The organism is Catalinimonas alkaloidigena, assembly GCF_029504655.1.
Lineage (GTDB): Bacteria > Bacteroidota > Bacteroidia > Cytophagales > Cyclobacteriaceae > Catalinimonas > Catalinimonas alkaloidigena.
In genome coordinates this window covers 1873455-1896766 of sequence record NZ_JAQFIL010000001.1, presented here as the reverse complement: position 1 = coordinate 1896766, position 23312 = coordinate 1873455, and the positions used below count along the sequence as shown (strand labels likewise).

The 23312-nt window shown below is 42.4% G+C and carries 14 protein-coding genes; 7 read left to right on the top strand and 7 right to left on the bottom strand.

Annotated elements, in window-relative coordinates; genetic code table 11:
- Positions 1-309: 309 nt before the first annotated feature.
- The 6 genes from OKW21_RS08045 (at position 310) to OKW21_RS08020 (ending at position 9863) form a co-directional block, all read left to right on the top strand.
- Entirely contained in the window at positions 310-888 is a 579-nt protein-coding gene (locus OKW21_RS08045; RefSeq protein WP_277478899.1) for an RNA polymerase sigma factor, read from the top strand.
- Between the two features lie 126 nt (positions 889-1014).
- Complete coding sequence (locus OKW21_RS08040; RefSeq protein ID WP_277478898.1) at positions 1015-2106, top strand: FecR family protein; 1092 nt, start codon at positions 1015-1017, stop codon at positions 2104-2106.
- 96 nt (positions 2107-2202) lie between these two features.
- Complete coding sequence (locus tag OKW21_RS08035) at positions 2203-5679, top strand: SusC/RagA family TonB-linked outer membrane protein (protein WP_277478897.1); 3477 nt, start codon at positions 2203-2205, stop codon at positions 5677-5679.
- A gap of 19 nt (positions 5680-5698) precedes the next feature.
- Positions 5699-7249, top strand: a complete 1551-nt coding sequence (locus tag OKW21_RS08030; RefSeq protein WP_277478896.1) for a SusD/RagB family nutrient-binding outer membrane lipoprotein — start codon at positions 5699-5701, stop codon at positions 7247-7249.
- A gap of 6 nt (positions 7250-7255) precedes the next feature.
- Positions 7256-8482 carry a DegT/DnrJ/EryC1/StrS family aminotransferase gene (locus tag OKW21_RS08025; protein ID WP_277478895.1) on the top strand — a complete coding sequence of 409 codons (1227 nt, stop codon included), beginning with the start codon at positions 7256-7258 and terminating at the stop codon, positions 8480-8482.
- 118 nt (positions 8483-8600) lie between these two features.
- Positions 8601-9863, top strand: a complete 1263-nt coding sequence (locus OKW21_RS08020; RefSeq protein WP_277478894.1) for an amidohydrolase/deacetylase family metallohydrolase — start codon at positions 8601-8603, stop codon at positions 9861-9863.
- Positions 9864-10072: 209 nt separating this feature from the next.
- Here OKW21_RS08020 and OKW21_RS08015 read toward each other — a convergent pair whose 3' ends face one another.
- A complete protein-coding gene (locus tag OKW21_RS08015) occupies positions 10073-12379 on the bottom strand; it encodes an acyl-CoA dehydrogenase family protein (protein WP_277478893.1) in 2307 nt (768 codons plus the stop codon).
- Between the two features lie 242 nt (positions 12380-12621).
- Between OKW21_RS08015 and OKW21_RS08010 the strand changes: the two genes are divergently transcribed.
- Positions 12622-13245, top strand: a complete 624-nt coding sequence (locus OKW21_RS08010; RefSeq protein ID WP_277478892.1) for an SMP-30/gluconolactonase/LRE family protein — start codon at positions 12622-12624, stop codon at positions 13243-13245.
- A 442-nt stretch (positions 13246-13687) separates the two neighbouring features.
- Here the strand turns inward: OKW21_RS08010 and OKW21_RS08005 are convergent, their stop codons facing one another.
- The 6 genes from OKW21_RS08005 to OKW21_RS07980 form a co-directional block, all read right to left on the bottom strand.
- Entirely contained in the window at positions 13688-14203 is a 516-nt protein-coding gene (locus tag OKW21_RS08005) for a YybH family protein (protein WP_277478891.1), read from the bottom strand.
- Between the two features lie 236 nt (positions 14204-14439).
- On the bottom strand, positions 14440-18576 hold the full coding sequence (locus OKW21_RS08000) for a hybrid sensor histidine kinase/response regulator transcription factor (RefSeq protein ID WP_277478890.1): 4137 nt from the start codon (positions 18574-18576) through the stop codon (positions 14440-14442).
- A 741-nt stretch (positions 18577-19317) separates the two neighbouring features.
- Positions 19318-19905 (bottom strand): urea carboxylase-associated family protein, encoded by a 588-nt coding sequence (locus OKW21_RS07995; protein ID WP_277478889.1) that lies wholly within the window; start codon positions 19903-19905, stop codon positions 19318-19320.
- On the bottom strand, positions 19898-20509 hold the full coding sequence (locus OKW21_RS07990; RefSeq protein ID WP_277478888.1) for an FMN-binding negative transcriptional regulator: 612 nt from the start codon (positions 20507-20509) through the stop codon (positions 19898-19900). Before OKW21_RS07990 ends, OKW21_RS07995 begins: the two co-directional genes overlap by 8 nt.
- 26 nt (positions 20510-20535) lie before the next feature.
- Complete coding sequence (gene gntA, locus OKW21_RS07985; RefSeq protein ID WP_277478887.1) at positions 20536-21252, bottom strand: guanitoxin biosynthesis heme-dependent pre-guanitoxin N-hydroxylase GntA; 717 nt, start codon at positions 21250-21252, stop codon at positions 20536-20538.
- Between the two features lie 854 nt (positions 21253-22106).
- Positions 22107-23237 (bottom strand): ATP-binding protein, encoded by a 1131-nt coding sequence (locus OKW21_RS07980; RefSeq protein WP_338130034.1) that lies wholly within the window; start codon positions 23235-23237, stop codon positions 22107-22109.
- Positions 23238-23312: the final 75 nt, after the last annotated feature.

Genomic DNA, 23312 nt, shown 5'->3' with positions numbered 1-23312 from the left:
GCCTCCTGCTGGTTGATAGCAGTGATAATTTGCGTATCAGTGAATCGTGTTTTTTCATGAGTGTGAGTTTATTAAAAGTATAAAATAGTTAGCTACCGCGCCCTATCGGGCTTAATGACTATACTTTTAAATGCCCACTTTTGGGTAAGTAGGCAGTTTACCTTGAAAGTGTATTTAAAGATTGAATATTTTGATTGTATTACTTCATAGCACAGATTATTTTTTGAAAGTTAAAAAAATCTGTGCTGCCTTGTATTAATTAATAAAAAAGGTAAATTCATCACTCCTAAGCATTTTTTTAAGAAGATCATGATTCCAGAGCCATACAAATATGCTTTTAATCATCTTGATGATGACCGACTTTGGGCTGAACTCAAATCCGGAAGTCAAAAGGCTTTTGAATATGTCTATCAGAAAAATGTGCAAAATTTATTTGACTATGGTATGCATCTTCATGCTGATTCAGATCTGATTAAAGATGCTATACAGGAGTTATTTATTCATATCTGGCAGCGCAGAAATTCTTTGGGTGATGTGAAAAATATCCGCAACTACCTAATGGTCAGCTTCAGAAGGTGTGTTATTACCCATCTAGAAGCGCATAAAAAATGGCATGTCCCTATGCTTGAAAAGATAAGATATTCTGTAGAAGAAGTGGATGTATCGCAAGAAAGCCGCATGATCGCCAATGAAGTTTTTGTACGCCAGGAACAGGACCTGATGACTGCTATTGAAAAGCTGCCTTCCCGACAAAAAGAAATTATCTACCTGCTATTTTTCAAGAAGTTTTCCCAAAAGGAAATAGCACAAATGATGTGTATCAATCTGGCGTCCGTCTATACGCTAACTTCCAAAGCCATCAAAAATTTAAAGAAGCAATTAAAGTAGGTTTATTTTTTCTTTTGATACGCCAATAAAATCCCCCCTATTTACTACCATCTGAGGATTTTTTATGGAAAGTGAAAAAAAAATTGAAAAGGAAGGATAGGTTTTACAGTTTTTCCCATCCTATACATGAAGAACCATCATATGAACTACCAAAGTTACGCCATAGAAGATTTTTTGCTGGACAAAAAATTCAGGGATTGGGTGGAGCACCCTCATGAGGATCTGGATGTTTTTTGGAATGACTTCTTAAGCAATCATCCTGAAAAAGCAGAAGAGCTGATGAGTGCAAAAGAGATATTGCAAAAAATGAAGTTCAAAAAACACTCTTTAAGTGCAGATGAGGTAAGTGACTTATTGGCTGGCATTCATAAGGGAAAAGATAAAGCAGTAGTTCGCCCTGCAGCAGACGATAATGTATTACCAATGCATCCTGCTTATTCTACAGCTCAGACAAACAATAGAACATTGTTGGGTAGGAGAAGAACTTTAAGTATCGCTGCCAGCATCAGTTTGCTGTTCATGTTTACGGCTCTGATCCTCTGGTTGAGTATACATACAAACGAGGAAGTATATGCTACGGCCTATGGTGAAACCAAGCCCATCTCATTGCCAGATGGATCACTAGCGACCTTGAATGCAAACTCCAGCCTGCGTTTCCCCTCAGCCTGGAACGATAGGGAAGCGAGAGAAGTATGGCTGGAAGGTGAGGCATTCTTTGAAGTCAAAAAAATCAGTCAAAATGACAATTTGAAATCACAGATGCCTTACAAATTTGTGGTGCATACAGATGGGGTTGCTATAGAAGTATTGGGTACAGAATTTAACGTAAATACCCGCAGAGAAAAGGTGCAGGTAGTGCTCAATAGCGGTAAAGTGCGGTTGAAATGGCAAGAAAAGGAAATGCTGATGCAGCCCGGTGAACTCATAGAGGTGAGCAAAAAAGGAAGTGAAGTAGCGCAAAGGATAGTCAAACCGGAGACTTATTCTTCCTGGAAAGAAAATCATCTGTTGTGTGATGCGACAACATTGCGTGAAATAGCCCAAACCATTGAAGATCGTTTTGGCTATGAGGTGGTTTTTCAGGATCGGCAATTAAGCCAAATTGAAGTGTCAGGTACGATACCCTTGGATAATATGGAAACATTTGAACTGGTAATTTCCAGACTCATCAATGTGCATTTTGAATTGAAAGGAAATAAGCTTTTGATCAGTAAATAAAAAACCTGCCCACTCAGGGGGAAATTGAGTTAAGCAGGTCATGTATTAAGTAAATCAATTTTAAATTTAAACATTATGTCGCACAATCTACGCGTAATGAAGAGACTTTTTATGTCTTTTTTAATCGTATGCTTCCTCTTTACCGCAGCAGCAGCCCAGTTGGCGTTTCATGAACGCATTCATCCCGATGACCAGGACAACCAGCAATCCCTGAAATCAGTGTTGCTAAAGTTTGAAACACAGCACAAGGTGAGTATTGTTTTTCAGGATCAGGACGTGAAAGACAAAACAGTGGACGAAAGTCATATTGACTACAAAGAACTAGAAAATGCGCTCTACCATGTACTTAAGCCACTGGGTTTGAAGTACGAAAAAATTAAGAGCAATGTCTTTGTCATTCTGGAGGAAAATGCTTCTCAGCAGATTAAAAAAGTGGAGAATAAAACAGTCAGCAATCATGACTTATCACAGGTAAATCAGCAGTTGCTGGCTCGGCCCCAGGTATATCTGAGCTCCGGTTTGAAAAATTTTCAAAAAACGCTGGAGCAAACCATCAGCGGTAAAGTGACAGACATAGAATCCGGAGAAGGACTTCCCGGAGTGAATATTCTGGCCAAAGGAACCAATTCAGGTACAGTGACCGATATCAGCGGCAATTACAAGCTGAGCGTAGGAGATGAAGTTACTGCCTTGGTCTTCTCTTCCATCGGATATACCACCGAAGAGGTAAATATTGAAGGAAGAAGCGTCATAGATGTGGTCCTTTCACAGGACATACAATCTTTAACTGAAGTGGTGGTAACTGCTTTGGGTATAGAGCGTAAGCGAGAGGCACTGGCGTATTCCGTTTCTGAAGTGAAGGGGGAAGAGTTTACTCAGGCCAGGGAAACCAATGTGGCCAATGCTTTGACTGGGAAAATAGCTGGTGTCAATGCCACAGGCCTAGCCACAGGTCCCGGTGGTTCCAGCCGCGTTATCATTAGGGGAAACGGATCATTGGTAGGCGATAACCAGCCACTCTATGTGGTAAACGGTATGCCCATTGATAATTCCATTCCCGGTGGAGGTTCTACCACCAGTGGACAAGGTATCAATGTAGACAGGGGAGATGGTATCGCCGGTATCAACCCTGATGATATTGAAACTATCAGCGTACTGAAAGGGGGAGCAGCGGCAGCATTGTACGGTTCAAGAGCGGCCAATGGCGTCATTTTGATTACCACCAAAAGAGGTAAAGGGCAGAAAGGGATAGGCGTAGAATACAACGGTAACCTTACCTTTGATACGCCGTCCATGTTTCCTGATTATCAATATGAATATGGGCAGGGCTTTGATGGAAGAAAACCCCTTACCCAAGCTGAAGCCCTGAGTTCCGGTCGTCTGTCTTTCGGCGCACCTATGGACGGTGAACCTTCCATTCAGTTTGACGGCGTAGAGCGTCCTTATTCACCAGTTAATGTAAAAGATAACATCAAAAACTTTTACAGGACAGGCGTTACTTTTGTCAATACCGTAGCCCTGAGTGGTGGCAGCGATAATGTGAACTTTAGATTGTCATTGTCCGATATGGACGTAGAAAGTGTGGTTCCCAATTCCAGCTTCAATCGAAAAACTACAAATCTTAATCTGAATGCCTATCTGGGTAAAAGACTCAGCTTTGAAACTGTTGTGCAGTATAACCTGGAAGAAGCCAATAACAGGCCGGGTACCGGCTATGCCGATTACAATGCCGGTTGGGCAACGCATCTGGTAGCCAATACAGTGGATATCAGAAGTCTGGCGCCCGGTTATGATGAAAACGGTAGAGAGATTGAATGGAATCCCGTTCCTGTGGCCAACAATGCCTATTGGGTGGTCAATCGCTACCAGAACAATGATGAGAAAAACCGTTTCATCGGTCAGGCCAATCTTCAGTACGACATCTTGGATAACCTGTACATCAGAGGGAGTGTAAGCCGTGACTTTTACAATTTTGATTATGTGGGCATTACCCCTTACAATACCGCCTTTGAACCTCAGGGAAGATATGAGTCGCTCAAATCAGACGTATCTGAAACCAATGCAATGCTGACATTGAATTACAATACTTCTTTCCTAAACAACTTCAACCTCACAGCCATGGTGGGCGGAAACAGACAAAAAGGAGTGAATAATGCCACCTCCATTGATGGAAGTCAGTTTACCATTCCTTACTTCTACAGCTATACCAACCTGGCCACCCTGACTGTGACACCTGATAATCGGGTAACGGCTACCAATTCCCTGTTTGGTTCTGCGGATCTGGACTACAAAGGGCTGTTATATCTATCATTAACCGGACGTCAGGATTGGTTTTCTACGCTGAGTCCTGAAAACAACAGCATCTTTTATCCTTCCATTGGCGGTAGCTTCATTTTATCGGAAGCAGTTGATCTGCCCAATGCCATAAGCTTTGTCAAGCTGAGAGGCTCCTGGGCACAGGTAGGTGGTGCCACACCTGATCCTTACTTGATCAATCAGACTTTCGACATGGTGCAGGGCGGGCATAACGGAAGACCTGTGCAGCAAATTTCTACCGATCTGGTAACCAATCCTGACCTCCGCCCCCTTACCTCTACTACCTACGAAGCAGGTATTGATGTACAACTGATGGAAAGCCGTTTAGGCATAGATTTAACCCTGTATAACCGTACCACTACAGATGATATTGTCCAGACGAATGTTTCAGAAGCATCCGGTTATAGAAGGGCATTGCTCAATGTGGGCGAGCTGAATAATAAAGGGATTGAATTGTTGTTAACCGGCAGACCAGTGAGCAGCAGCAATTTCAACTGGAATGTAAGCTACAACATGGCCTACAATAAAAGTGAGATCATCAGTCTGGCGGAAGGGTTGAACACAGTGCAGGTAGGCAGCGGAATCGGAGGTGGTTCTATTCAGAATGAAGTGGGCAGACCTTACGGTATCATCAAAGGCTACAGAATGAAAACCAATGAAAATGGACAGGTAGTTTTTAATACCAATAGTGGGTATGAGGTGCGTAGTGACATTGAAGAACTGGGCCTGGGTGTGCCTCCTCTAACCATGGGAATGACCAATGATTTTCGTTACAAAAACTTCTCCCTGAATGTATTGCTGGATGGTAAATTTGGCAACTCAATTTACTCCAATCTGGCGCAATATTCTCACCGTTTCGGTCTGACAAAGGCAACACTACCTGGCAGAGAAAATGGCTTACAACTCTCCGGTGTAGATGAAGAAGGAAATCCTTATGAGAGGGTAGTACCTATAGAAGAACTTGACACCTATTATGATAACCATAAAAACTATACGGATATTTTTGTGTACAATGGAAGCTTCATCAAACTTCGTCAGGTAATTTTCAGCTACAACCTTCCGGTAGAAAAGCTGGATTTTATTAAGCTTCAATCTGCCTCCATCTCATTGGTAGGTCGTAATCTTGCCATACTGCATAAACATACCGACTTGTTTGACCCGGAGTCCAGTTACACCAATGGAAACGCACAGGGTCTGGAAGCTTTTGGTGTTCCCAGAACCCGCAGTTTTGGTGTAAACCTGATGGTGAAATTTTAATCATTTAAATCTTACAGTGATGAATAATCTTTTCTTAAAAAATATATTTTTCTTCGCATCCCTGTTGGCTATCTTATTGCCTGCCTGCGATGATGGCCTGGCTGAACTGAATGAAAATCCCGATGCTTATTCTGACATCGTACCTGAATTTCTGTTCACCAAAGCCCAACTGGATGCCGTTGACATCAGCTATTTTGGTACCGCAGCCCTGACCATCGGAGGATCCATGCAGCAGTTTGCTACTTACAAAGAAGTACCTGCCGCAGGAGATAAATATTTTAACGATGGATATTCAAAGTCCTATTTCTCAGTAGCTTATCCCACTGCAGTCAACGAAATTGAGGAAGTACTCTTGTCAGTATCTGAAGATGCTGAGGATGTCAATAAACGTTCAGTAGCACGTATATGGCGGGTATATATCTTCCATCATTTAACCGACCTTTATGGAGATATACCTTATACGGAAGCTGGCAAAGGTTCTATTGAAAAAATCTATACGCCTAAATATGATGAACAATCGTTTATCTATGAGGATATGCTAAACGAACTGGAGGAAGCTGCGAAAGCTATGGATGCAACCAAAGAAACTTTCGGTAACGCCGACCTGATGTATAGCGGCAACGTGGATCAGTGGAAAAAATTCGCTTATTCACTCATGCTGCGCCTGGGAATGCGTTTAACCGAAGTAGATGAGGCAGCGGCACAAAGCTGGGTGCAAAAAGCCATTGCCGGTGGAGTGATTTTGGAAGACAGCGATGTGGCGGCCATTGATTATGTAGATGGCTCACAGATTGACAGCCGCAATCCTATCGCTTGGGCTTTGATGAGAGGCGACTATCTGGACCCGCAAAACGAAGACAATGTGGAAGGTGGAAAACTTGCTAAGACGTTCATTGACCATCTTAAAAATACAGGTGATCCTCGTCTGAATGTAATTTCTGTGCTTTGGGTGCAGTCGCCTACAGGTGAGTATGTAGCAGATACATCTACTAGCTTGCAGCAAGGCATGCCCAATGCGGTATTTAATAGCAAGCCTGCTGAATTCGCCACTTTCTCTGAACCTAATCCTAATACCATTCTTAAATATGATGCTCCTTTGCTGGTATTCACCAATGCTGAAACCCAACTTTTGTTGACAGAAGCTGCTATTCGCGGCTGGTACAGTGGAGATGCAGGCGAAACTTATGAAGTAGCGGTCAGGGCTGGAATGAGGCAGTGGAGCCGTTTTGGTAGTGCAGGAGATATTGCTGTCAGTAGAATTGATGCTTACGTAGAGAATAATCCTTTTCCTGCTGCCGGAACTTTTGAGGAAAAGATGGAAGCCATCCATACTCAAAAATGGGTGAGTCTGTTTCTGGATGAATATGAAATCTTTGCAGAATGGAGACGTACAGGATATCCTGATCTGGTTCCAACCAATTATCCCGGAAACCTGACAGGAGGTAGAATTCCCACACGTTTTGTAATTCCTGATTCAGAAGGCACAATCAATGGACCTAATTTTCTGGAAGCTGTAGATCGACAGGGAGAAGGTAATTTATTGACCAGTAAAGTTTGGTGGGATAAGTAAATCAATATGCTAGACCGAAGACAATTGATCAAACGCCTCTCTGCCCTACCCTTGGTGGGAGGCATTATAGGAGGAAGTGCCCCTTTCACTTCCGTGATGGCATCAACAGCCGCTCCTCTCTACCGCGACTATTTTGCCGAACTGGGAGTACGCACTTTCATCAACGCAGCAGGCACTTATACGGCCATGACCGGCTCGCTGCTACGCGAAGAGATGAAGGATGCCTATAACTATGCTTCCCAGCACTATGTAATGCTGGATGAGCTACAGGATAAAGTGGGCGAAAGAATCGCACAAATGCTAAAATGTGAAGCTGCTACGGTCACTTCCGGGGCTTTTTCTGCCATGACCTTTGGCATGGCAGGTGTGCTCACTGGCATGGATCCTAAGAAAGCAGCACAAATTCCTCACCTGGAAGGCACCGGCATGAAGACAGAAGTTATCATTCAGAAAGCACATAACATTGGCTATGCCCATGCTGTGCGTAACTGTGGGGTGAAAGTCGTAGAAGTAGAAACCAAAGAAGAGCTGGAAAAAGCCATCAATAAAAACACTGCCATGATGCTCTACATCAACACCTTTGAGCCCAATGGAGAGATCAGTGTAGAAGAATGGCTGGAAGTAGCCAAGAAACATGATATTCCTGCTATGAACGACTGCGCCGCTGATGTACCCCCTGTAGAAAACCTATGGAAATATACCCAAATGGGCTACGACCTGGTTTGTTTCTCTGGGGGTAAAGGCTTGCGAGGGCCACAGAGTGCAGGCTTACTCCTTGGTAAAAAAGACCTGATTGCCGCTGCCAGACTTAGTGCTCCTCCCAGGGGGGACACTGTTGGTAGAGGGATGAAGATCAACAAAGAAGAGATACTGGGCATGTGGGCCGCACTGGAAGCTTTTCTTAATAGTGACCGGGACCAAGAGTGGAAGCTATGGGAAGATCAGGTGGCCCATATCGCTGATGCCGCAAAGTCTGTGAAAGGGGTCACCACTGATATACATGTGCCTCCGATTGCTAATCATGTACCTACCCTAGGGGTCTCCTGGAATACTAAAAAAGTAAAGATCTCCGGCGATGAGCTCAAAGAAGTGTTGCGCAGCGGTCATCCTTCAATAGAAGTCGCCGGTGGTGGTAAGGGTTCTATCAGCATAACCACCTGGATGATGCGTCCCGGGCAGGAAAGGATTGTAGCCACTCGTCTTCAGCAGGCACTCTCCGGGGCAAGTACTTAGTCTTTTCGTAGACCGGAGGCAGGAGCCTGGCTAGCGTATATGTCCGCTACCTGGCATCCGCTTCTGGTCTTTGTCGCCTGTTTTCCCTTTTATTAACCTTTTCTATATACTCTACACCATGCGAATCAAATTACCTATATTTCTTTTGTTCTTCTGCCTGCTGGCCACCCATATCCAGGCACAAAACTATAGCCTTCTCCTCAAAGGAGGGCATGTAATAGACCCTAAAAATAATATTGACGAAGTAATGGACATTGCTGTCAGCGGAGACAGTATTGCCCGGGTAGCGAAAAATATTTCCGAGGCTGAGGCAGAAAAAGTAGTTGACGCCAGTGGCTTATATGTTACCCCCGGCCTCATTGACATCCACTCCCATAATTTTCACGGTACTGAGCCGGATGCTTACCTCAGCAATAGCTTTACTGCACTTCCTCCTGATGGTTTTACCTTCCGGGTAGGCATAACTACCATTGTAGATGTGGGGGGAGCTGGCTGGAAAAACTTCAATACTTTTAAGGAACAAACCATAGACCAGTCCAAAACAAGGGTGCTTTCTTTCCTCAATATTGTAGGCTCCGGCATGAAAGGAGGGCCTTATGAGCAGAATCTAAACGATATGGATGGTAAGATGACCGGCATGATGGCGCAGCGCTACCCTGAGATTGTAGGGGTAAAAGTAGCCCATTACGCAGGTCCGGAATGGAAGCCGGTAGAGCAGGCAGTAATCGCCGGTGAGATGGCCAACGTACCGGTGATGATTGACTTTGGCGGGCATATCCCGCCCCTTTCGCTTGAGACCCTATTTATGGAGAAGCTACGCCCCGGTGATATCTTTACGCACACTTTCGCACATGTGCCGGGCAGAATACCTGTAGTAGATGAAAGAGGGCATGTAAGACCCTACGTATATGAGGCCCAGGAACGAGGAATCATTTTTGATGTAGGGCATGGTGGAGGAAGCTTCCTTTTCCGTCAGGCAATTCCCGCCATGAAAGAGGGCTTTCGTCCTAACACAATCAGCACCGACCTGCATACCGGCAGTATGAATGCGGGGATGAAAGATCAACTCAATATCATGTCCAAGTTTCTGAACATGGAGATGTCGCTGGCAGAAGTAATAACAGCTTCTACCTGGAAACCCGCTCAGGTGATCCACCGCGAAGAGCTGGGCCACCTGAGTGAAGGAGCGATAGCCGATATCGCAGTATTCAGCCTGCAGGAAGGAGAGTTTGGCTTTATTGACTCGGGAGGGTACAGAATGGATGGCACACAAAAGCTACAATGCGAACTCACCATCCGTGCAGGTGATGTAGTTTATGACCTCAATGGAATTTCCCGTCCCTACTGGATTGTGGAAAATCCTAACAAAGCCGAGGAGTAAAATGAACTTAGCCCCACTTTGGCATTTTGAAAAATCGTGAATCCCTATTCAAGTTTAATTGCCGTACACTGATAAATTCTGGTAGTGTAGAAGAGCCCGATAAAACTAAGTATTTGGCTGGTGTTCTTCAATAACACCCTTGTATTATATGTTAAAGAGTTTGGATCAGCCATAGCATTTAAGAGTGTATATATAGCCTTAGCAGTTGATTAGTCATCTTTTATGAGCGCAGGTAATAATTTTTCCGGAATGCCAAAGGCTTTCACGAGCCCGGAGGCTTCCTTTCTAAGCTCCCAACATAGCTCGTTGATCTCTCTACGAATAGCTTTCGTTTTAACACCATCCATGTATCCGTTTTCTAAATACCAGCCTTTATGTTGCTCTATCTGAGATAATGCAAAGAGCTGACAGACCTGGGTCAGCACTTCTTGGCTGGCCTCATCCTCAATCTGCTGTATTTCTTCTACGAACTGCTCCAGAACCACTCGCTCAATATAGGCAAAGCCTACCTTGAACATATGGTACTGGGTTTGGTTAAAGGCGTCAAAGGAGTCCATGCCCTCATCAATATGATGTTTGAAGCGCGTAGCAGCACTTTTCAGTATCCTCATCTCGCGGTAGCGAAAAGCCTTAATATGAAAGTTAAAATCCAATAAATGCTCACGACTTGTTTCGCGAACGGCGATCGGGTTTTTCTCTGCTATATTGATCCGCGCTTTGTCAGCGATGTAGTTGACCATACCAAAAAAATTAATGTCAGCGAATTCTTTTTTGAACTCCGCCAGGCGGCTTTTGGCCACTAACTGCATCAGCACGGTATTATCTCCCTCAAAAGTGGTGTAGATGTCCGTATCGTTTTTTAAGCGAGCAATCCTATTCTCTGAGAGATAACCTTTGCCCCCCAGTGCTTCCCGGCATTCCTGTAGCGTGCGGGTCGTGTTCCAGCTTGACCAGGCTTTTAGCCCGGCAGCAAGTGCCTCCACTTCCTTCATGTCTTCCTTGGTCCGGGACAGGAAACGCCGGGTGAGAAAGCGCAGGGCAAAGTGGCCGGCATAGGCGTTGGCCAGTAAGGGAAGGAGTCGGCGCTGATGGGTGCGGTAGTTGAGTATAGGCACCTCCTGTCCATTTTCAGGACCAAACTGATGCCGCTGTTCAGCATACCTAATGGCAATGGTCAGGCCCGACTTGGCCGCACTCAAGGCAGAGCGGGCAATCCCAACCCTGCCTCCTACCAAAGTGCCCAGCATAGTAAAGAACCGACGATTGTCGCTACTGATTAGGCTGTTAAATTTCCCATCATCGTCTATGGATGCGTAGCGGTCCAGCATAGCATCCCGGGCTACTTTGACCTGATCAAACCAAATACGTCCGTTATCCACTCCGTTCAGCCCCATTTTATGACCATTGTCCTCAATCCGGACACCAGGTAGTAGCTCGCCCTGCTGATCACGCAGGGGAACAATAAAGGCATTGACGCCATAATCTACCTCCTCTATCACCAGCTTGGCAAATACGGTAGCCATCTGCCCGTGGGCGGCGGCATTGCCTATGTATTCCTTGCCAGCCGACTCATGAGGGGTATGGATGGTGATCATGCCTTCCTGCTGATCGTAGGTAGCCGTGGTTTCCAATCCTTTCACATTAGAACCATGTCCGGTTTCGGTCATGGCAAAGCAGCCGGGCAACTCCAGCCTACCAATGGGCCGTAAGTATAGGTCGTGGTGTTTTTTCGTTCCCAGGTACAATATACTCATACCCCATAAGCCAAACTGCACCCCAAACTTGATCACCATACTCAGGTCGTGATAAGAAAGGGTTTCCATAATGGCGAAGTACTTTTTAATGTCATCTTCTCCGCCGTATTCAGTGGGATAGGCCGTATTACCCAGCCCCTGATCCGCCAGCAGCTTACACCACTTAAAAACCTGCTCGCGGTACTGCCGAACAGTGATGTAGGGAGAAACAAAATCAAATTCTTCCTGAACCAGTAGTGCTTTGACGCGCTCAATGGTGGCTCGCTCATCTCCCTCTAAAACGGCCTTGATGATTTGAGGGTCAAAACTTTTGGTAGTGTTCCGTTCATTGGTTTGGGTGGGGTGGGCCTGGCGCTGTATATGATAGGGCGACTCACGCCCCAGTACCCCCAGCTGAGATTCAACCCGTTCCAATGCTTCTTTAATCGCTGCAGATGGTGAGGTGCGTGGGCTGTGTACGTTGGCCAGCTTCAGGCCGGTAGTGACCAGGGTACTCTTCAACTCACTGGAAAGTTCGTTGGTATGTTGCCTGATGATCCGCTGCCATCCCTTTAGAGTATTGGGTGAAGGGGTTTGTTCCGGATTAAGGTGAGCATACAGGTAGTTACGCTCAGAATCGGTAAGCCAGCTAAAAGCCGTAATGGCTTCTCTGAGATCATTGATTTCCTGGTCTGTCAGGTCGGCATCCGCCCAGGCAAGGTACAAAAAAGGGATAAAAGCAATGAGATTAGGGTTTTCAGGAGCAGGATCAGTGGGGTGCATAGTTGTCTTTTTTACTCAACCGCTGTGAACCCCGAAGGGTTTACAAAAAGTTTTGAATCTATTTTACGAACCCCCCTTTATTTTCAGCATGTTTAGGTCCTGAGAAGGGCAAAAGTCCTTCAGTAATTCGGACTAAGCCTTCTGTCTAATGCACTAAAAATCACAATCATTAACTTAATAGTTTTGTTAAAACTTAAATCGCTCCATTTTGGGCAAAGCTGGTATGTTCAAACGGGCATAATATGTTGCCAGATGGAACCCATATTGTTTGTGAAGTGAGCTTAAATGCTATACTAAAGCTTGATAATAACGGCAAAATATTGAAGCAACTTACTTCTACTTGTGGAGAATTCCCTTTAAGATTACCCAACGATTTAACTTTGGAAAGAAATGGTGGCGTTTATTTTACTGATTCTGGAGAGGAAGATAAGAACCAATTACTCAATGATAAAGGAAGAATTGGTTATGTAGATACAGAAGGTAGCTCCCATTTTGTGGCTGATTGTGAGGGAATACCTAATGGTATTGTGATTTCTAATGACAATATTACGCTATATGTGGATGTCAACTTTAAAAATGAAATATCATCCTATTCTATTACAGCTCCAGGAAAAGTCGGGGTATCAAAGCTATTTGCAAAGCTGTCTGAAGCACAAGAAGGCGAATGGTTGGGTCCGGACTGGATTGCAGTAAATATTGAGGGTAAGATATATGTTACTCAGTTTGGAGTAGGAAAAGTATTTGAATTAAATCCCCGAGGTGATTTGATAAGAAGTATTTCTGCTGGTCATCAAAACCGTACTAATATTGCATTCAGTGGGGAGAACGATAAACTTTATAGGTCACAGGATCACCAGGAGAAATAATGAAAAGCGGTATTGTCTATAAAACCAACCTTGAGTAAAATTTGAGTTTTATGTTCACATACCGCAATATTTTACCGTGACTTGTTAACTCTTGTCTGCTTTGTATTATCTCAAATACTCCTCTCCTACTCTACTTTTTGAAATGTTTTTCGAAAAAAACAACCTGTCAAGTACACAAACTCAGTCCAAAATTCATAGTGCTAAATGGTCCTGGTGGTCATAAGTTTACCTCCATTGACTTTGATATAAAATGCTCCACCCCTCCTGGAAGTGTAAGTCAGTTAGATAAACAAATTATTATAAAATAAACACTCCTTTCTGTAGATCTATTTACATAAAAACCTCCTTGTTTAAATCTGTTCCTTTTCTCTAAACAGGAGGTTTTTTCTTTATGTCACCCTATCACTAAAATATGAGATGACTCACGTTGTAGTGTATGTTATTAATTTTCCTTTTTCAAAGGAGAATGATGTTCGTGGACTATTTTCCAGCCATTTGTAGTATTAACAAACAACAAGGAAATCTGGTCATTGACTACTGCAAGGTCTTCTCCAAATTTTAAGTGAAAATCTGAGTGGAGCGTTACATTGGCTACGTCACCATATACAGCGACTTTCATATCGCTCATATCAAATTTTAAAATTTCAGTAACTGAGCCAAATACATTTCTTTCAAATTCTTCATTTTCATCTCCACCATTTCTTGGTTCCCCGTTTTTAAACTCTGTGAACTTCGGGCTGTAAGCATGGAATGAGATCAGTTTGTCAATATCTCCATCTTTTATACTTTGGGCAATACTATCCATAATTTTATGAATAGCCTCCTTTGACTCAGGAAATTCATTGCCAATAATATCGGTTTTCGTTTCTCCAACTTTAGAATTTTCTTTTTCCTCCTCGCAGCCTGCAAGTAAAATACTAAAGATGATCATCAGGGTAAATGTCAGTTGTGTTTTCATGATTTTAGATTTAATAAGTTAATTTTAATGTGCTACAACATTTGTGGGTATATGATAAGCTGCTGGCTTACTATCGATGAGACTTAGCAGGTGTATTTGTCAGCCTTATAAAGTTTTATAATAAGGCGCTCTATCAGAAGACATCAGCATACCCTAAAACTAAGCATTCCATCATATCAACGCTTTCGCTATTGTTGCTATCTCTTGCTATATTGTTGTAATCAGTATAAAATCAGCTATTTACGGCTTTCGCTGGGGCTTTTGCCAAAGGTTTTCTTAAATATTTGAGAAAAATAAACAGGAGATTTAAACCCTACCCGATAGGCTACTTCTGCTATGGTGAGATCATTAGAATCCAGTAACTCTTTGGCTTTTTGAAGGCGAATCAGGCGGATGTAAATGGATGTGGAATGTCCGGTGAGAGCTTTTATTTTACGATGTACCTGCGAGCGGCTCAGGCAAACAGCATCGGACAGATGATCTACAGAAAAATCTTCTTCTTCCAGATGTTCAAGCACTGCCTCTTCAGCTTTAAGCAAGAAGCTGTCTATCGGATTGTCGAGCTCCCGGTCGCAAGGTTCAATGCCAAATAAGCCGCTGCTGTATTTTTGTTGAAGCTTATGACGTATTTCAAGCAATTGATGCAGGCGGATCATCAACTCTGCTTTTTCAAAAGGTTTTGCCAGATAAGCATCTGCTCCCTTAGATAGACCTATCAGGCGATCTTCAAGTTCTGCACGTGCGGTCAACATGATAATTGGTATATGATTGCACCTTTCATCGGTTTTGAGCGTGGCGCAAACTTCAAACCCATCCATGCCAGGCATCATGACATCACAAATAATGACATCCGGGATTTCTTCATAGGCCATTTGCAGTCCTATTTCGCCATTTGGCGCATGCATGCATTGGTATGTATTCTCCAAAGTAATTTTTAAGTAGCTGGCTACGTCACAATTATCTTCAATGATCAGCACCAGCGGCAAATCAAGCGTATGAATTTTTTCCGGTATTGCAGTTCCTACAAAAGGAATGACAGGATGAACGATTGCCAAGGGTTCCTGAACTGCTAATGCTTTCGGCGCAACAGTAGTGACTGGAATGTTTACCGTAAATTCACTGCCCATTCCCAGCTTACTCTTTAGGGCCATCGTTCCCTGCATCAATTCTACCAATTCTTTGGTCAGGGCAAGTCCAATGCCTGTACCTTCAGTTTGCCGGGTGGAAGAATGATCCGCCTGGTAAAAGCGCTCAAAGACATGAGAGATCTCTTCTTCAGAAAGTCCTTTGCCGTTATCTTTTATTTTTAATGAAAATTGTTTCTGACCTGCTATGAAGACATGGTTGAGGTGAACGATGATTTTTCCTCTTTCGGGCGTAAATTTAATAGCATTAGACAGGAGGTTGGAAACAATTGACGCTAGTTTGGCAGCGTCAAAATCCATGATCAACTGCTCTGTTTCTGCATATACGGTAAAATTGATTTGTTTTTCCTGCGCCAGAGAATGAAAACTTTCGCTGAGATACTTGACATAAGGAATAACATCTGCCTGTAGCATTTCCAGTTCCAAATGACCGCTTTCCAGTTTGGCAAGATCCAGCATTTCATTGACCAGTTGCAAGAGGCCTTTCCCATTGCGTTGAATCATTTCCAGCGGTTCTGCTGCATCTTTCCAGTGTTGGTTTTCGGCTTTGGTTCGGAGGGTATCAGTCATACCGAGAATAACTGTCAGAGGGGTACGAAATTCGTGGGTGATATTGGTATAAAGGCTACTTTTAAAGTGGTCTATTTCTGTTAGACGTTTGCTTTCAGCTACTGCAAGTTTACGAGTGAGCTGAAATTGATAAAACCAGTAGCTAATTCCGAGTAGTAAAGCTATGAAAAAAGAATAAGCCCACCATCTGGTCCACCAGGGCGGCATAATATAAAAATGAAGGGAGGCACCTTCTTCATTCCAAATCCCATCGCTACTGCGGGCTATCACCTGAAAAGTATATTCTCCCGGATCAAGGTTAGTATATCGGGCGGTTCGCTGGGTACCAACCTCTATCCAGTCGGAATCGTAGGGCTTCATCCGATATTTGTAGGCATTCTTTGTAGGGTCAGTAAAATGCAGCCCTACATAGTCAAGGGTTAAGTCATTTTGTTTATGTGATAATGAAACAGTAGAAGATTGGGAATTTTTTTCCGGTTGTAGATTGAAAGGTTTTCCAGCTATCTGCAATCCACTCAGTACTACATCCGGTGGATAAGGATTGCCCTTTACTTCATCTGGATAGAAGGTGACCAAACCGCCATCTCCCCCAAAAAACAGCTGTCCATCTATACTTTTAAATGCACTGGTATGATTGAAACTGGTAAAAGTAAGACCATCTGAAGCATCGTAATTGGTAAAGCGCATACTCGCTGTTTCAAACCGGACAATACCATTTCCAGTAGAAAGCCAGTAAATATCGCCATCCTGCGCAAGAATGCCATATATAGTATTACTAGATAAACCATCTTCCATAGTATACTGCTTAAGGCTGCCGGTCATAGAATTGTAGTGTAGCAGCCCACTACTTGAGGTACCTATCCAGAATAACCCTGTGCTATCCTCAAGAATACTTGTAGCTCCATACGCCTGGAGATGAGGTGAAAAGCTGTCACTGCGAGCATCGTACCGGAATAATCCTCCCTGAAAAACGCCTACCCAAATTGCCCCATTGTTATCTTCGTGAATAGCAAATACACTGTTATAAAATGACTGCTGACTGCTATTGGAAAAACTGTACCTATTGACTGTTTTTTTATCTCTGCTCAGGCGGATAATCCCTCCACTCCAGGTTCCCAACCACAATCTGCCTTCCCTGTCTTCCTGTATTTGAATAACCGGGTCTGTAACGGTGCTGTAAATGTTGTTTTCCAAAATTTTGTAAGTGTCAAATTGGCCAGTCTGGCGATTTAAAGTATCCAGCCCCGCCTCTGTTCCTACCCAAAATGTCCCATTCCTATCTTCATACATTGTCCATACGATATCACTAATAATACTATGTGCCTCATCTGGATTGTGACGAAAGTGTTGAAATCTCCCCGTCTTAATATCCAGCCGGTTAAGTCCACCTCCCCGTGTTCCCAACCAGATTGTCTCTGGCTCAGCAGGAGCTGCATACACTCCCATGACATGACTAAGGGATAAACTGGCTGTATCCTGCGGATCATGTGTATAGACTTTAAACTTGTGCAAAGAAGGATCCACCTTATGGAGCCCTCCCGGAACATTTCCTACCCACAGACGGCCTTGATGGTCTTGCAAAAAAGACCAAACCTGGTTAGAACCTAAGCTACCGGGATCAGCAGGATTATGTTCATAATGGCTTAGCTTTTTAGTAACAGGATCAAAATGATTTATTCCACCATTGTAAGTCCCCACCCAAAATTCTCCATTCTGATCCTGATGAATAAATCTGACATGGGGGCATGAAGACCATAAGCCCATTTCCCCTTGGGGTGCGTATAACTGATTAGTATTGGCAGCGTTAGGCATCATCCGGATAAACTCTTGCCTTGTAGGTTCAAAGTAGTGGAGGCCACTTTGGCATGACCCTACCCATAGCTTTCCGTCCTGATCTTCCATAAGCGCGCTGATCCTATTATCAATCAGGCTATTAAGATTTGTAGGATCATGCAAAAAACGTTCAATATTGCCAGTACTTAGATCGTAGCGGATAAGCCCGCCACCAGAAATTGTAGCATCAAAAGGCTCACCGGTACCAATCCAAAGATGGTTATTCTTGTCTACTAAAAGCACCCGTATCTCATCTTCTAGCAGATTATTTGGATGATTGGGATCATTTAATACTCTAATGAATTGATCGTTTTCACGTTCATAGCGAAATAAACCGCCTTGCTGGGTACCAACCCAAAGATTTTTGTCCTGATCTTCTGCAAAGGCATTAATTTGTCCTATCTGTTGATTATTGAGAGCCAACATATTAGAGGAGTATCTGAAAAAGCAATTGCAGGCCGGATTGTATCGGTCAAGACCTGATTTAGAACCTATCCATAAATCCCCATTGAAGTCTATAAATAGCTTTTCAACTCGGTTTTGAGATAATGAAGTGGAATCTCCCGGGATATTACTATAAGTCAGCATCTTATACCCATCATATTGCACTAAGCCATCCTCTGTAGCTAACCAAATATATCCCTGGTGGTCTTGTGCAATGTCCAGGATAGTATTACTGGGCAGTCCATTTTCAGTAGTAAATCGTTCAAAAATTAATGGTTTGGGCTGGGCTTGTAAAAAGCCTGGAAAGATGAGTATCAGCCAGCAACTTAACAGAGATGAAAGCAGTATTAATATTTTATATGAGAAGAAAATGAAATTCATGATGGCTTCCCCCTATTTAGACTTTTCACCTTCTCAACGATAGTACCCTGTCATCAAATCTAGCTGCAAACTAAGATTTTTCAATGGTTGATCTGGTGCATGTTATCAAGATATACCTAGACAAATATGAAGACAGGCAGGCAAGAAGGAGTACTTGAAATATTTCTGCTTGCATACTTTCTTTAAGGTAGATATTTTTTCACATTAGTCTATGCTTCATTGGACAAATGAAAAGTGATTTGTTACCATTGAGTTTACTCAATAGCTCTTTAAGTCATAAAATTTAATAAACGTTAAGGTTTACAGGGTAGGGTTTGTTTAACATATAAGCACAACAACTTCAGGTGATGTATTTTAGGATTAATAAGAAAATAGTGAATTTATAGTAGGGCTAAAGATGGCCATCATGGAATGTCCGCCACGAAGTGATCAATAAAATTTAGGACGACACAGTTAGCCTTAGCCTCTTAAAAAAGGTCCCTTTTTCGCACTCCCTTCGCTTCTGCTCTTCTCGGTGTGCAAGTAGCTTTATAGATTTCAATCGCATATGCTAGAATCATACCTCTTTTACGCTATCTGAACATTTATACGGACTTTATGGCTCTTTCTTATATTGCCTGTAAACAGCTATCTAAAAAAGAATTTCAACGTTGTTAATATAGGCATAGATCCCCTCAAAACCTGTTCAAAGGCGATGTCACCAGCTATCACCTTTGAACTTTGATTTATCGTTTATGACAATTACTTGTTAGTAAATACCTCATATTGGATCGGTTTAAAGGAGTAATTGTTTGACTGTTCTGCAGAACAAGCGGTGAGCCCCACAATCAAATCCATTTTCGCCTCAAAGAGCACATAGTCACCAGATTTACTCTGAGGTGGGTCTACAGAAAGAGTCCCATCCTGAGCAAATTGCACATTCATGAATATATTAAAAGCTGTAGGTATATCATCGGGCTCAATACCAAATTCTGCAAGATTGGTATACAAATTCTCAAAACAGCTGGGATGGTATTCATGATTATTATAGATGATCTGGAAAGTTTCCGGGCTGCATGGAGCTAGCAAGAAATCATTTCGTCCATTGGTATCCTCTACAATCTCCATCATTTTGTGGCTGCGGTTACTCCATAAATGATGTCCTTTGCTAATAAGAATTGTGTTTTCAAAGTCAAGCGTTTTTCCGGAAGAGATTTTTTCCCGCTTATCGTCTGCATTAAACAATACCATATCGCTTACCTGCTCACCTTCAGGATCAATCACTTTTAATTTTTCACCTTTATTCATTCTAAAAGCTGTACCCGTTTGCTTTTCTATAGTTTTAATCATTTTCTTTTTTTATTTGATGAATCAGTTCGAATTGTGCAGGACAGTCTTGTTGCTTCAAGTGAGCAATTATTGAAGCAACATCAGTACTTTTTTTGTTCTGGCTCAATTTTGCAATGGCATCTATTCGCGTAGGATAAAGCCAAAAGCCAGTGATTTTCGGGAGATGAGACTCTAGTATTTCTTTGGGTATATCATCATAATATATAGGCTCAGCTTGCCTGGACTCAAAATGAGCGACCAACTCCTTAAGCGATTCCACCAACTCTTCTTCTCGCTGTATTTTTAAGCGTGCGTTGATGTGAACTGCGGAGTAATCCCATGTACTGATGTCAGGCTTACTATACCAGGAGGATGAAATATAAGCATCCGGCCCCTGGAAAATAAGTAAAACTTCCATCTCATCCTGCAGACATTCCCGTTGTGGGTTATGTACAGCCACGTGACCAAAAAGAAAAAAATCATCAGCCGCCCCCTTCGTCAGGATAGGAATATGTGTAGCCAATAGGCGCTCCCCTTGCAAAACAAAAGTGGCAAAAGGATGCGCCCTAATAAATTGAAGAATATAATCCGGATCTTCCTTTTTGTATTGGGATGGTTTATACATATGTCAATAGTCTGAACAAGTGCTTGTCAATTGGCATGAAAAGGACACTTCCAATTCTTATCTACTTTTCTGCCACTATACTGAGGAGCTTCTAAGCCTTCACCATGATCTTTGAGCATTGGATTGACCGAACCATCATAGCTTACTTCCCGCTCCCTAATCACCTTCTTCATATTTTCGTAAACGCCCTTCTCACGCAACTGTTCAAACTGGCGGTGAAGATTGAAGGCCATTGCGGTATAACCGAATCTTCTGGCTCTTCTACTGGCCTTAGGATGCAGACCAACAACAAAAAATGCTGTGCCATTAAAACTAAAACTGAAGTTGCTTTCTTCAGGATTACTACTTACTGCTGGGTCCCAGTTTTGTTTATTCATTTCACTATCATTCAGTTTCTGTAATTGCATCCAGATTCTGTTTTCAAAATCAAGTTCAGAATCTACTTCATCAGTAAACACAGCAATCATAGACATATATTCACTTTCAGCCGCTAGTGTTTCTGCTATATAGATTTTTAAGTCTTCTGCTAATGCCTGGGTAGTATCTTCTGCCCCCATCTCTCCATATATACCCAGGCGGTACTGATTAGAGTTGATGGCTGCTTTTGCCCCTACACACGGAAATTCACTATCAGTAATTTTTTCATTGAAATTTTTATGTATTGCTTTCACTCTTTCACTCATCTCTTTTTCAAGATGATTAGGGGTGAAATAAGTTTGTAACTTGGTTATTTGAGGATTCATCGTTTAAAAAATAGTATGTGTATTTGTAAAAAATAATGTTAGTATACCAGATAAAAAGCACGGTTTATCTTTTAATTTATGTCAATTTAGTAAAAGAACAAAAGTAAGTTACTACTATTAAACTCTTTATCTATCACGTAAATTAACAATACAAAAGCAGAAGAGTTTTTGTTTTTTTTGCTGAGCCTGATTCAGTATAATAGAAGAGTGAGATGTAATATGGGAGGTGAACCACCAGGATCATTTTTTACTCAATATTTTTATCTCTCACCTCTCCTACTCTACCCCCTTTACCTTTAGCAGTTAGTTTGGCATTTTTTTAGCAACCTGGTACTAAAACCCAGTACAGGTTTCTTAGTGCTAAAACGTAGATATTATCATGATTTTTGAATTCTTTAGTAAGAAGTAAGTGAGGCTTTAAGAGCAAAACCTGTCACTTAGAGGAAAAAGATTATAAAATACACTTTTTTTTCTATAAGTACAGCTTTCTGAAAAACTTGCTATCTATCATGTTCCCTCTCCCCTATTTCAGGGTATTCTTATTGGGGAATTGATGGGGATTTTCTACAGCCATGGGGAATTATCTCTTTGGAATTTTAGAGAAAAGACCATTTCTGGCACTTTTACCAATAGGCACGGTATTGGAAACTATTCAGGTAAGATTGTGATTCCAGATTTTTTGAACTTGAGCATATTGATTTTTCAAACTACAATTATCGCTTCGGCGGCCCCTGGAAAAACAATTGGGCTGTTTACTTGATGGAAATGAAAAAAGCCTGGCAAAGTGCCAGGCTTTTTTCATGCTTTTCTTATGAGCTTTGTTTGAGCCAGTTAATATTTCCAAGCTAAACTTTCTATTGAATAAGAAACTCATCTACATTTTCCTGATGAATACTGTACGTCTCATGCTCGGGATAAGCATTCAGGAAAGTCTTGGGAAACTGTACTTTGACTTTTGGATTCCATTTGAATTCATAGGCATAGAGTTTACCTTCTCTTTCTTCTATGTAATCTATTTCCTGCTGTTGAGTAGTACGCCAAAAGTAGCGCTTCGCCTCTAGCTCTTGATAATGTAAGCGTTTTAAGCGTTCGCTTACCAGATAATTCTCCCATAACGCCCCTTTATCGGTACGACCTGATAATGGAGCGAAATTGCCTATTACCGCATTGCGTATCCCATTGTCATGAAAGTAGATTTTCTTCCCTTTTTTAATCTCGTTACGCACATTCCGACTGTAGGCAGGTAGACGAAATACTACATACGCTTTTTCTAATAAATCTATGTAGCGTTCTACTGTCTTATTATCAGCCCCTACCAATTGCCCTAATTCATGATAAGATACCTCACTACCTATCTGCAAGGCCAGGGCACTCACAATCTTTTCCAACAAAGCTGGTTTATTGAGTTGACCCAATGCCAGCAGATCTTTATAGAGGTAACTATCGGCCAAGAGCTTCAACAGTTTTTTTTCTTGTCCTGGATTGGTGACTATATCCGGATAGTAACCATAGATCAAACGATGTTCTAAAAGCCTTCTTTCCTCTAACAATCCATGATGGCTCACCATTTCTGCAAAGGATAAGGGAAAGAGCATAAACTCAAACTTACGGCCTGTGAGAGGCTCCTTGATGCTGGCTGCCAGTTCTAAAGCTGAGGAGCCTGTGGCAATGACTTGTACTCCTTTAATCTGATCGGTAAATAGCTTGAGGGTAATACCAATATCGGTGATTCGTTGCGCCTCATCAATGACCACAATTTCACTATTGCCAATAATGGAGCGTAGGCGCGTAGAAGTAGTTTGACTCAGTAATTGCCTCACATCAGCTTCATCCCCATTGAGCACCATGACCTTTTCGGAGCGTTGAGCTAACATAGTATCCATCAAAGTGGTCTTACCTACTTGTCTTGGTCCCATGAGCAAGATGGCTTTCCTCTTAAATAATACTTGCTCAATATTGGTAAGCAATGTTCTTTGTATAATCATTCTATCCATTTATTCCCAAATAAACATAATATTTTGGGAATTAAGTCGTAAAATATTATAATTTATTTAGATTTT